Source organism: Pseudoalteromonas sp. J2K-J599 (genome assembly GCF_059295115.2).
Window position 1 is genome coordinate 1,561,235 of record NZ_CM200271.1, and the last position, 13,476, is coordinate 1,574,710.

The following is a 13,476-nucleotide window of genomic DNA, read 5'->3' on the forward strand; positions in this document are numbered from 1 at the left end:
TAATGAGTAGACACCAAGTAAGCTATTCACGAATTGATTTATCACTTCTCTAAAAGCGCAGCGACTCATAACCTCTTTGTGAATGTTTTTTCGGTAAACTCGTTGTTTTTAAACGCCTGCAAGCAGCACGTCTTGTATCTCTACAAGAGGATTGTGCTTACTTATAATCGTGAAGCGGGTTCACGTTAAAGTTAAATCTGAAAAACCAATTGCACAAAGAGAAGTGAATGAGGAGCAAATGAGAAGACACCAAGTGATCTATTCAACTAACTGATTTATCACTTTTCTAAAAGCGCAGCGTCTCAAAACCTCTTTGTGAATACTTGTTATATTGGTAAAAGCGTTGCTTTAAACGGCAGCAAGCAGCACGTCTTGTATCTCTAGAAGAGAATTGTGCTTACTTATAATCGTGAAGCGGGTTCACGTTAAAGTTAAATGTGATAAACCAATTGCACAAAGAGAAGAGAATGAGGAGTAAATGAGAAGACACCAAGTGATCTATTCAACTAACTGATTTATCACTTTTCTAAAAGCGCAGCGTCTCAAAACCTCTTTGTGAATACTTGTTTTATTGGTAAAAGCGTTGCTTTAAACGGCAGCAAGCAGCTCGTATTGTATCCCTACAAGAGTTTTGTGCTTACTTGTAATCGTTTAGCTTAATTACGTTAAAGTTAAATGTGATAAACCAATTGCACAAAGAGAAGTGAATGAGGAGTAAATGAGAAGACAACAAATAAGCTATTCACGAATCGATAGATAACTTCTCTAAAAGCGCAGCGTCTCATAACCTCTTTGTGAATACTTGTTTTATTGGTAAAAGCTGAACTGTTATTATACGGCGTAAAAAATTGCCCAGAGGTTAAAAACCTCTGGGCTACAAATTGACTCTAAATTGAGTCTAGCGTTAACTAAAAACTTTCTGGTTCGTTAGGGAGAAGAAGAAAGTACTTAAAACTATAGTAAAGCTGTTCAATAAAGCATAACTAATTTTGCCATCTGGTTACATTTGGTAACAAAGGATTAGATTAATTATGCGTAATTTGTACTTTAGTTTAACCCCAGCTTATTAACTGCGTATTTTGCACTAGATCGCGTGGTAGTGAGTTTTTGATCTTATTTTTTTGCCATTTACCCAGCCCGATAGGGCAACCACACAGCGTTAAAACTACTTCACCTATTGTTTGAGTTGCTTCAGTTAAGCGTATATCTTTACCTTGAAAATAATCATTGGCTTGCTCGTTATTTAACGCGTAAATATTCGTTTTGCACTCGTTGCCAAATACGGTTGCAAACTCATGGGTTAGCCTTACGCCATTTTTATGAATAATGCCAATTTGAATACCTAAACGTGCGTACTTAATTTTATTTTGCACGGCTTCAAACCCCTCAGGAAATAGCCATAGTTCTTTGTCACGCTGCATTAGGTTGCCAGGCAGGTTAGTTAACCCAAAATGCTTTTTAAGTGATTGCATAAACGCGGCACTTTGCTTTTTATCAAACTCGTTGAACGGGAATGCACCTTTTTTTACTGTTTGATTTGGGTTGTTGCAACTAGCGTGCTTTTTAAATTTAGCAATAAAAAAGCCTTCGCTATCGAAGGTTTGCGGCCATACATGTAAATAGCCCTCATTAGTTGTGGCTTTGCTTGCACCTTCAAATAAATCACTGAGTGACTCAGGTGCTATATAGTCGCCAAATTCACTGAGTAAATAACCGCACACTTGTTGATTTTCGAGCGGGGTGAGTGTGCAGGTTGAATACACTAAGGTGCCACCTGGCTTTAATGCGTAAAATGCGCTTTTAATTAAGTCTTTTTGTACTTGGGCTATTTGTATGTTTGATTCTATGGACCAATTTTTTAGTGCGTCGGCGTCTTTACGTACCGTGCCTTCTCCAGAGCATGGCGCGTCTAGTAATATGCTATCAAAGCATTCAAACATGTAGTTGCCAAATATAACGCCATCAAAATGCGAGAGCGCACAGTTGCCTACTCCCATGCGTTTGAGCGTTGCGCTAAGTACTTTTAGGCGCGATGACGAAAGCTCGTTTGCAACAAGCACGCCTTGGTTATCCATAAGTGCTGCAAGTTGCGATGTTTTAGAGCCTGGTGCTGATGCCATATCAAGCACGGTGTTATTTTGAGAGTCAGCGAGTTCAATGCTTTGCTTCAATGCCATAGGGGGCAGCATTGAGCTTGCCTCTTGCACGTACATAGCACCGCTTAGGTGTAAGTCGGTATTACCAAGGGCTAGGTTTTGCTCTTCAACGCTTGGGCGCTCTAACCAAAAGCCTTCACTGCACCAAGGGATGGGGGTTAGCAGCCAATTTTTTTCAGTTGCACGTTTTACAAATTCTTCAATGCTAATTTTTAATGTATTAACGCGGATAGATTTTCTGAGGGGCCTACGACACGCATTTAAAAAGTCATCTAAGTTTAGATGCCCTGGTAAATAGGTTTTAACGTCATCAATAAAGTGCTCAGGAATAAAAGTGTTGGCGTTCACGCATTAGCTCATACTATAAAAATAAAGCGCGATAATAGCATTTATATAATGCATTTTCAGTGCTTAAAAACGTAACATCTGATTTATTGTCCTGTCGACACTTCATTGTTTTAGTCCATTTTAAAACCATTTTTATGTGACTTTAGGTTAATAGTGTCGACAATGAGTGTGTTTTTTAGCCATTTTGATAAGTTTAAGGGTTGACATGATTTTTTAATAAGCCCATAGTAACCACATTAATTGTCGACAATCTAAAAAATAACTTATGACACACACATTTTTAAACGAAGCGCCTATAACTACCGCATCAGATCAAGTATTTGTAGATATGCGCCGTGAGATTGTTGAAGGTAGTATAGTTCAAGGCAGTAAAATATCAGAGCCTGAGCTTGCCAAGCGTTATGGTGTAAGCCGTGCAACGCTTAGAGAGGCGTTAAATCGCTTAGAAAGTTGCTACCTTGTTGAGCGTAAAGCTAACGTAGGTTGCCGAGTAGTAGCACTTACTGCAGAGCGTTTGATTGAAGTGTACCAAGTTCGCAGTTCGCTTGAAGGCTTGGCATGTAGGCTTGCTGCCGACAATATGGAACCCGAAGAAGTAAAAGGCTTAAAGCAATTACTTAATCAGCACCTACAAACACAGCGTGTTAAAGAGGGCGAATCTTATTACCAAGAAGCCGGCGATTTAGATTTTCATTACCGTATTATTCAAGGCAGTAAAAACGCGCATTTAATTCATCTACTGTGTAATGAGCTCTATCAATTAATACGCATGTACCGTGTACAAATGGGCATGGTGGGGCCGCGTGTATCAAAAGCATTTGATGAGCATTTAGCGATTATTAACGCCATTGAAAACCACGACGGTGAATTGGCCGAAATGCTTATGAAGCGCCATATAAGCGCATCGCAAGCAAATATCCAAACCAAATTTGATGTATACCAATCAATATGAGTATTCGAACAATTTAACGGATTAAATCGCTCCGTAACGTCGTTAAAAATTTTTTATTTAGAACCACTAAACATAAAAATTATTGCCTAGTTACAGAACGATTTTCTTATCGTTAAATAGACCTCATACCCATAATGATTGGTATGAGCTTCTAAAAGTTAAGTAGAGCAGTTAAACAGTCACAATTACAGATTAAAACTATAAGTTACTCCACGTAGCAACCGTTCAAAGTGAGGAGAAAGTAATGTCAGCAGGATTAAAATTTAAACAGGCTATTGCCAATAACCGCCCGCTACAAGTTGTAGGTACTATTAACGCATACACAGCGATGATGGCAGAAAAAATGGGCCACCAAGCTATTTACCTCTCAGGTGCCGGTGTTGCAAACGCCTCGTTTGGTATGCCTGATTTGGGTATGACAAGCCTTGATAACGTGCTTGAAGATATTCGTCGTATTACTGGTGCTAGCGATTTACCCCTACTTGTGGATGCCGATACCGGTTGGGGTGGGGCATTTAATATTGCACGCACAGTAAAAGAAATGACTAAAGCGGGTGCGGCGGGTTTTCATATAGAAGACCAAGTAGCGCAAAAACGCTGTGGTCATCGCCCTAATAAAGAAATTGTAAGCCAAGGTGAAATGGTTGACCGCATTAAAGCGGCGGTTGATGCAAAAACCGATAGCGATTTTTATATTATGGCTCGTACCGATGCATTTCAAAAAGAAGGTCTAAACGCCGCGATAGACCGTGCAGCTGCCTGTGTTGAAGCAGGTGCTGACGCTATTTTTGCAGAAGCCGTACACGACCTTGCTGATTACCAAGCATTTGCAAAAGCGATTAACGTTCCAATTTTGGCAAACATTACTGAGTTTGGCCAAACACCTATTTACACAAAAGAGCAGCTAAGCGATGTAGGCGTTGAAATGGTGCTTTACCCACTCAGTGCATTTAGAGCCATGAACAAAGCAGCATTAAACGTGTATTCAGCAATTTTAAATGAAGGCTCGCAACAAAGCCAAATTGAAAATATGCAAACGCGTTCTGAGCTTTACGACTTTTTAGATTACCACACGTACGAGAACACACTCGATAACCTTTTTTCATCAAAATCTGACAAATAATAATTTGGGCGTATTAATCTTTAGTGGTTGAATTTGCAGCAGTATGTTTGGTGTTTAGGCAAGGCAGAGCCTATGCAGTGTGGTTATTCCCCATAAATAGGCGATAACGCAGCATAAATACCAAACATGCGTTGCCCGTCGGGTTCTTTCTAGGGACGATTATCTCTTTGTTGCTCGGTTTTTACTTAGTCCACTAGGTTACAAACCTCGCGCCGCGATTTAATCGCCCCTAGATTGAACAAATTCCAATCTACAAAGTTCAATACGCCCAACAATCACACACAAATTTAAGATAGGAGAAAATCATGGTAGATAAAGCATTAGGCGGCGCAGGTTTACGCGGACAAGTGGCTGGTCAAACAGCATTGTGTACTGTTGGACAAAGTGGTTCTGGTTTAACGTATTGTGGTTACGATATTAGTGAACTTGCCGAAAAAGCGCAGTTTGAAGAAGTGTCTTTTTTACTTTCACGTGGTGAGTTACCAAACACAAGCGAATTGGCAGAATATAAAGCAAAACTAAAGAGCTTACGCGGCTTACCAGATGCACTTAAAACCGTGCTTGAAAATATTCCTAAAAACGCGCACCCAATGGATGTAATGCGCACGGGTTGCTCAATGTTGGGTAACCTTGAAATGGAGCTTGATTTTAGCCAAGCTAATGATGCAATCGACCGTATGGTTGCTGTGTTCCCAAGTATTATTTGTTACTGGTACCGCTTTACACACGATGGCGTACGCATTGAAACACAAACTGATGACGACTCAGTTGGCGCACATTTTTTAACACTGTTACATGACAAAGCACCTAGTGAATTGTTTGCACAGGTAATGAATGTATCACTAATTTTGTACGCAGAGCACGAGTTTAACGCCTCTACTTTTACAGGGCGTGTGTGTGCTTCAACTTTATCTGATATTCACTCTTGTGTAACTGGTGCGATTGGTACGCTGCGTGGTCCATTACATGGTGGTGCTAACGAAGCGGCAATGGACATGATTCAAGGTTTTACAAGTGCTGAACATGCTGAGAAAGAAATTATGGGCATGCTTGAACGTAAAGACAAAATAATGGGTTTTGGTCATGCTATTTATCGCGAGTCTGATCCGCGTAATGTAATTATTAAAAAGTGGTCTGAAAAACTAGCGGCAGAGGTGGGCGATACCGTGCTTTACCCTGTGTCTGTTCGTTGTGAAGAAATTATGTGGCGCGAGAAAAAACTGTTTTGTAATGCCGATTTTTTCCATGCGTCTGCTTATCACTTTATGGATATTCCAACTAAATTATTTACGCCAATATTTGTAATGAGCCGTGTTACGGGCTGGACAGCACATGTAAAAGAGCAGCGCGCTAACAACCGTATTATTCGCCCAAGTGCCGATTACACAGGGCCTGACGCACGCAGTTACACACCAATAGAGTCACGTTAAAAAAATGAGTGAGCACGCATGTGCTCACTTTTTTATTGCACATAGCCACTAGCGAGTAGTTTTTTTCAAACTTTTTATTAAACACGCTAGCTGTGAGCAAACACCGTCACCAAATTAGCGAACCCTTACCATGACCATAATTAATAACACCCAATACCGTAAACCTTTACCTGGCTCAAACGTCGACTATTACGATACGCAAGAAGCCGTGGATGCAATTAAGCCAGGTGCATACGCCACACTACCTTATACATCACGTGTATTTGCCGAAAACTTAGTACGCCGATGCGACCCTGCCATGTTAACCGATGCACTTAATCAGCTAATTGAGCGCAAACAAGATTTAGATTTTCCGTGGTATCCGGCGCGGGTAGTGTGCCACGATATTTTAGGGCAAACAGCGCTTGTTGATTTAGCAGGTTTGCGTGATGCAATTGCAGCCAAAGGCGGCGATCCGGCAAAAGTGAACCCTGTGGTACCCACGCAGTTAATAGTGGATCATTCACTAGCGGTAGAGCATGCCGGTTTTGATCCTGACGCATTTGAAAAAAACCGCGCCATTGAAGATAGACGAAATGACGACCGTTTTCACTTTATAAACTGGACAAAAACTGCGTTTAAAAATATTGATGTTATTCCACCGGGTAACGGCATTATGCATCAAATTAACCTTGAAAAAATGTCGCCGGTTATTCAAAACCGAGATGGCATTGCATTTCCAGATACACTAGTTGGTACCGACAGCCACACGCCTCATGTTGATGCGCTGGGTGTTATTGCTGTGGGTGTAGGCGGGCTTGAAGCTGAAAGCGTTATGCTTGGCCGTGCTTCTTATATTCGCTTGCCTGATATTGTCGGTGTTGAGCTAACAGGTAAGCGCCAACCAGGTATTACCGCAACCGATATTGTACTAGCGATTACTGAATTTTTACGCGAACAACGTGTAGTATCTACTTATTTAGAGTTTTACGGTGAAGGTGCCGACGCGCTTACACTTGGTGACAGAGCAACCATTTCGAACATGACACCTGAATTTGGCGCAACTGCAGCCATGTTTTATATCGATGATAAAACAATAGATTACTTGCGTTTAACAGGGCGTGAAGAAGAACAAATTGCCCTTGTAGAAAACTACGCAAAAACAGCAGGTCTTTGGAGCGATAGCTTAAAAACCGCAAAGTATGAGCGTGTGCTTAAGTTTGATTTATCAAGCGTGGGGCGCAATATTGCGGGTCCATCTAATCCGCACCGCCGTGTATCGACAAGCGATTTAGCTAAAGAAGGTATTTCGGGCGTTGTTGAAAATGAAGAAGGCTTAATGCCAGACGGCGCATGTATTATTGCCGCTATTACTAGTTGTACCAATACCAGTAATCCACGCAATGTAATTGCTGCAGCACTCCTTGCCCGTAATGCAAATGCTAAGGGTTTAATGCGCAAACCTTGGGTTAAAACTTCATTAGCACCAGGCTCAAAAGCAGTGCAATCATACCTTGAAGATGCAAACCTACTAACAGAGCTTGAGCAACTTGGCTTTGGCATTGTTGGTTTTGCGTGTACAACGTGCAACGGTATGAGCGGGGCGCTTGACCCTGAGATTCAAAAAGAAGTAATTGAACGTGATTTATACGCAACGGCTGTACTTTCAGGTAATCGTAACTTTGATGGGCGGATTCATCCTTATGCTAAGCAAGCATTTTTAGCGTCACCTCCTTTAGTTGTTGCGTACGCTATTGCAGGTACTATTCGCTTTGATATTGAAAAAGGGATACTAGGGCAAGATCAACAAGGCAACGATATTACGCTTAAAGATTTATGGCCATCAGATGAAGAGATTGATGCGGTTATTAAGCAAAGTGTTAAGCCTGAGCAATTTAGAAAAGTATACGAGCCGATGTTTAATTTAACCGTAGATTACGGTGAAGATAACGATCCTCTTTACGATTGGCGCCCAGAAAGCACCTACATTCGTCGCCCTCCTTATTGGGAAGGTGCACTTGCGGGTGAGCGCACTATGACCGGTATGCGCGCGCTTGCTGTACTTGGCGATAACATTACAACGGATCATTTATCGCCATCAAACGCAATTATGCCAAGTAGTGCTGCTGGCGAATACCTGACCAAAATGAATGTGCCAGAGGAAGATTACAATTCGTACGCAACGCACCGGGGCGATCATTTAACAGCGCAGCGCGCAACCTTTGCAAACCCAAAACTACTTAATGAAATGGTGCTTGATGAAAACGGCGACGTTAAGCAAGGTTCTTACGCTCGCCTAGAGCCACAAGGCACTAATACCCGTATGTGGGAAGCAATCGAAGCCTACATGGAGCGTAAACAGCCGCTTATTATCGTAGCCGGTGCCGATTACGGTCAAGGTTCGTCGCGCGATTGGGCTGCAAAAGGCGTAAGGCTTGCAGGCGTTGAAGTAATCGCAGCTGAGGGCTTTGAGCGTATTCACCGTACTAACTTAATTGGTATGGGGGTTTTACCGCTTGAGTTTAAAGCAGGCACAACGCGTAAAACCCTAAAGCTGGATGGCAGTGAAACGTACGATGTAACGGGCGATTTAAAACCAGGTGCTACCGTTAATTTAAGTATTACCCGTAAAGACGGTGAAGTGCTTACTGTGCCTATGAAGTGCCGTATCGATACCCAAGAAGAGCTTTCTATTTACGCGGCTGGTGGTGTGTTACAACGCTTTGCTCAAGACTTTTTAGAAGCAACGCAATCTGCATAAGGGCAAACACTATGTTTAAACCGCAAATTAAAGTGCCTGCAACCTATATGCGTGGCGGCACCAGTAAAGGTGTGTTTTTTAATTTAACTGATTTGCCAAAGCCTGCTCAAGTAGCAGGCGAGGCGCGCGATAATTTATTACTGCGTGTTATTGGCAGCCCCGATCCGTATGCCAAACAAACGGATGGAATGGGCGGCGCTACATCAAGCACCAGTAAAACCGTAATCCTAAGTAAAAGTGAGCAAGCAGACCACGATGTTGATTACTTGTTTGGTCAAGTGGCGATAGATAAACCTTTTGTAGATTGGAGCGGTAACTGCGGCAACTTAACGTCAGCAGTGGGGGCTTTTGCTATTAGTAATGGTTTGGTCGATAAAAGCAGAGTACCTAATAACGGTGTTGCTATTGTGCGTGTGTGGCAGGCTAATATTAATAAAAGCATATTAGTGCATGTCCCTATGACCAATGGCGAAGTACAAGAAACCGGTGATTTTGAGCTCGATGGCGTTACATTTGCTGCAGCTGAAGTAAAACTTGAATTTATAGACCCCGCTGATGGCGATGGCGCGTTATTCCCAACAGGTAACGTAGTTGATGACTTAGAGGTTCCAGGTGTTGGTACTCTAAAAGCAACCATGATAAATGCAGGTATTCCTACTGTATTTATTAACGCCGCTGATATTAATTATACCGGCACAGAGCTGCAAGACGATATAAATAACGATGTTGCAGCGCTTAAAAAGCTTGAAACCATTCGCGCTTATGGCGCCGTTAAAATGGGCTTAATCACTAATATTAGTGAAGCGCAAGCTCGCCAACATACACCAAAGGTTGCGTTTGTTGCAGCGCCTTTAGATTACGCTGCATCTAGCGGTAAATTTATTGAGGCTGCCAACATTAACTTACTCGTGCGCGCAATGTCGATGGGTAAACTGCATCATGCCATGATGGGCACAGCCGCTGTAGCTATTGGCACTGCCGCAGCAATTGAAGGCACACTCGTAAATATAGCCGCTGGTGGCGGTGCATTGAGTGAAGTTAACTTTGGTCACCCGTCGGGCACGCTAAAAGTAGGTGCTGAGGCTAAAAATAATGCTGGCAACTGGCTAGTTACCAAAGCAAGTATGAGCCGAAGTGCACGTGTATTAATGGAAGGGGTTGTAAGAGTCCCTTACTAATCACTGGTGAAGTTAAGCGCAACTAAACATTTATTTTAGTTAAGCAAACAAATTTTATAAACGTTTGCTTAGCTAAAGTAAAACCTACTCACACTCGTTAGAAATAATCCTTTTTCATTAATTTTTCGAATTATCGTCTTTTTTCGCTCTCATCCACCGCATTTACTTGAAGAATATAATTAACAAACTAGATTATATGTAATATTCATTTAATAAAGTGAATATATTGTATCAATATGTGCTGGTTCTTTATGAGTGTCTATAGGTTATTGAATAATAGAGATGCTGATAAAGAAGTAGCTCATAGAATAAAGATAAATACTTCTATAAAACGTATAAATATGTAGCATAACTATATAGCTTAATGGTATTTTTAATGTTCTAGTAACAAAAGTTATGATTGTGTACTTTTTTGATGCTTTTTGAATATAAAAGCTTACATAAATCACTATCAACTAAACTAATTTCTGATACTCATTCCAGGCTATCAAGGAGAAATAAATGGTAAAGCGTACGATCAAATTTACACCTATTGCAGCTTCAGTTGCACTTACATTAGGCTTAACAGCATGTGGTTCTGATAACGACAGAAATATTCCTGTTACACCTGTAGAATCTTTCACTGCAACGGGCGATGCACAATTTAACATTGAAGTAACAGGTAAAGCAGTTAAAGGTTCAATGAAAAGTGCAGTAGTAACTGTAATGACTTTAGATGCATCTGGTCAAAGCGTTCCTGTTGCATTTCGCTCAGCTGCTTCAGCAGAGGCTGAGTCTTTTTCTGAAGAAGCACTATCACAAGATGCTGCAGATGCAGCGGTAGAAGCAAGTAAAATTGCCGCTAACCCTGAAGTGCTAACTGATGAAAACGGTCGTTACAGCATCTACCTAGATGATGATTTTACTGGACCTGTTTACATTACTGTTAAAACGTCTGAAGAAGGCGATGATAGCTTTTTACGTTGTGATGCTTACGTAGGTTGTGGCACTTACGATGAAGCGCCAGAAGTTGACGACGAAAATGATGGCGATACTGATATTGAGTTTGGCGAATGGTACAAAACTGACCTAGAGCTTTCTGTTGTTAAGTTTATTCCAGCTGTTGAAGCAGATACATCTGGAGCGAGCGGTGCAGCTGGCGACGATAATGTTATAGGTTCTTATAAAGCTAATGTTACTTTTTTAACATCGTTAGTGGCAGGTCTTCTTCTTGACTCAGGTTCAAGTGTAGATGAAGACGCTATTGCTACAGCTAGCTTAAACACTGTTGTACAAGTAATGGGTCAAGACGCAGCACTTTTACTTTCTGCTATTATTGGCGATTTATCTAACGGCGGCGCTGTAGATTTAAGCAATGTTGATGGCGAAGAAGAACTTACTGACGGTATTTTAGCAATTGCACAGCTTTCATCTTCAATTCAAGGTTTACCTTCAATTGGTGATGTAATGAGCAGCATTAAAGCTGGTATTAAATCAGGCCAGTTTAAAGGTAATACTGACGCTGGCATTGCTGCAATAGCTACAATGTTACAAACAGCAATTACAAATACTGCAAACATTTTTGTTGCTGTAGCAACGGGTGATGAAACTGCAATTGAAAACGCTTTAAAAGCGGCATTCTCTATTAACAACCCTAATGCAACACAAGCACAAATTGATGCGTTTGCCGCTAATTCAGTAGGTATTGCTAAAAAAGCAAAAGCAGCTAAAGACAAAGCTGTTAAAAATGGTGCAGCAACTGATGCCGGCCTTGCAGCCGCTGCAGTAAAAGTTAAAAAAGCACTAGAAGTAATTAGTTGTACTGGTGCAGAGTGTACAGTTGGAGATGATTTTTATACAGCTCTAGCAGCTGCTTTAACAGTAGAAGTTACAGCTTCACAGACTGCACTTACTGCATTAGAAATGGATATTGAAACAGCTCAAAGTTCACTTGCTGATGTTCAAGCAATGGGTGGCGATGCTCTTACAGCTGATAACGCAGCTGCATTTGTAAGCGCTGTAACATTACTGAAAAATGAAGCTGCTACTGCTGGTTTAACAGCTAAAGCGGGTTCTATTTTTGTTAAATCACAAGGTTATGTAACTGCTGCAAAAGCGTTAGTTACTCAAAGCTCTGATTACCAACAGATTCTTGATTCTGCAACGTCTTTACAAACAGATGCAGGTGTTGCTGTAACTGACACCGTTGCATACGACGCTGCATTAGCTGCACTAGTAGCGGAAGCAGAAGCAGCGATTGAAACGTTTGATATTGCTCTTGCTGCTGCAAAACTAGTTGCTGAAGACACTGCAGACGTTGCTGATGAGAAAAAATCAGCAGCAGACACAGCTGAAGCAGCTTCTACAAGCGCACTTGCTAACGCAGAAGGTGCAATGGTAGATACAGCCGCAAACGCAACTGAAGCTCTTGAGCTTGCTATGACTGCTGTTACTGCTGCGTCTGATTTTGCTGCTGCTGTTGATGCACTTGAAATTGCTATTGAGCAAGCACTAGTTGCTGCTAATGCTTACCTAGACCTTGAAGGCGAAGGCGCACAAGCAATGATTGATGCGCTTACAGCTATGCAAACAGCTGCTGTAGCTCAAGGTGAACTAGCTAGCGAGCAATTTGTAACAGCTTATAACCTACAACTTGTTGCTGAAGCGGCGGTTGCTAAACTTGAAGTACTAACTTCTGTTAAAGCTACATCAGAGTCATTATCGACTATGACTGTGCTTACTAACACTGGCGGTCAAGCGGTTATCGATGCAGCAGACGTTCTTGCCGACGTAATTGATGAATTAGCTGAAATGGGTAATAACTCAGGTACAGGTACTTCAACTCGTAATGCTGATTGGGATTATGCTTATAATTTAGATGATCTTACGCTAATGCTTAGCAATGCGACTACAGGTGAGATGATCAGCGCAGCTGCATCTTATCAAGACAATCAGCTTGTTGTTGCTTGGGGTGCTACGCTAGTAGGTGAAAATGACGCTTCAGTTAAGCTTGTAACTGCTGATACACAAACACAAGCACTTACAGATTGTGTTGAATTTGCCGCTGGTACAATTGATTCAACTCAAATTGATTCATGTTTAGTATTTACTTTTGATGGCGCAGTGACGGCTGAAAATGTAGATGATGCAGAAATCATAATGACTGAGATGTCGAACCATGTTGAAATTGTTGATGGCGATTCAGGCTTTGATGGCGTGTTAAGCATTACAGCTGATGATGCAACAGATTCAGGTTCTATTACATTAGAAGGTGTTTCTGGTGATGTAGACTTTAAAGTAATGGCTACATTTATTGATAGTGATATGGAAGAGACAAGTGCTCTAGATATTACTGTAAATAATGCAATGGGTTATACATTGTCTATTACTGGTAATGAAAGTGCAGGTTACACTGGTGACGTTATGGCTATGTACAATGAGATGATGATGTCTTTTGGTACTGCAACTAAAACAACAAACGGTCTTTCAATTACTTACATTGATGGTGACGTAGTTGATTATACTGATGTTGATTTAATTGATTCATCTAAGTAATATTTAAACTATAAA

Annotated in this window: 7 protein-coding genes; 6 read left to right on the plus strand and 1 reads right to left on the minus strand. The window is 41.3% G+C overall.

The features are described from left to right. Positions 1 to 1,052 precede the first annotated feature (1,052 nt). Positions 1,053 to 2,504 carry a 16S rRNA (cytosine(1407)-C(5))-methyltransferase RsmF gene (gene rsmF / locus AC5NT5_RS07095; protein WP_494513175.1) on the minus strand — a complete coding sequence of 484 codons (1,452 nt, stop codon included), beginning with the start codon at positions 2,502 to 2,504 and terminating at the stop codon, positions 1,053 to 1,055. A gap of 265 nt (positions 2,505 to 2,769) precedes the next feature. Between rsmF and AC5NT5_RS07100 the strand changes: the two genes are divergently transcribed. From AC5NT5_RS07100 to AC5NT5_RS07125, 6 genes are all read left to right on the plus strand, one after another. After that, positions 2,770 to 3,456 carry a GntR family transcriptional regulator gene (locus AC5NT5_RS07100; protein WP_007582477.1) on the plus strand — a complete coding sequence of 229 codons (687 nt, stop codon included), beginning with the start codon at positions 2,770 to 2,772 and terminating at the stop codon, positions 3,454 to 3,456. 244 nt (positions 3,457 to 3,700) lie between these two features. After that, the gene (prpB, locus tag AC5NT5_RS07105) at positions 3,701 to 4,579 is read left to right on the plus strand and encodes a methylisocitrate lyase (RefSeq protein ID WP_494513174.1); all 879 of its coding nucleotides are present in this window, start codon (positions 3,701 to 3,703) and stop codon (positions 4,577 to 4,579) included. Between the two features lie 305 nt (positions 4,580 to 4,884). Next, on the plus strand, positions 4,885 to 6,009 hold the full coding sequence (prpC, locus tag AC5NT5_RS07110; RefSeq protein ID WP_494513173.1) for a bifunctional 2-methylcitrate synthase/citrate synthase: 1,125 nt from the start codon (positions 4,885 to 4,887) through the stop codon (positions 6,007 to 6,009). Between the two features lie 130 nt (positions 6,010 to 6,139). Next, the gene (gene acnD, locus AC5NT5_RS07115; RefSeq protein WP_494513172.1) at positions 6,140 to 8,749 is read left to right on the plus strand and encodes a Fe/S-dependent 2-methylisocitrate dehydratase AcnD; all 2,610 of its coding nucleotides are present in this window, start codon (positions 6,140 to 6,142) and stop codon (positions 8,747 to 8,749) included. 11 nt (positions 8,750 to 8,760) lie between these two features. Beyond that, positions 8,761 to 9,927, plus strand: a complete 1,167-nt coding sequence (prpF, locus tag AC5NT5_RS07120; RefSeq protein ID WP_494513171.1) for a 2-methylaconitate cis-trans isomerase PrpF — start codon at positions 8,761 to 8,763, stop codon at positions 9,925 to 9,927. 501 nt (positions 9,928 to 10,428) lie between these two features. Beyond that, entirely contained in the window at positions 10,429 to 13,461 is a 3,033-nt protein-coding gene (locus AC5NT5_RS07125) for a hypothetical protein (RefSeq protein ID WP_494513170.1), read from the plus strand. The last annotated feature ends 15 nt before the right edge of the window (positions 13,462 to 13,476 follow it).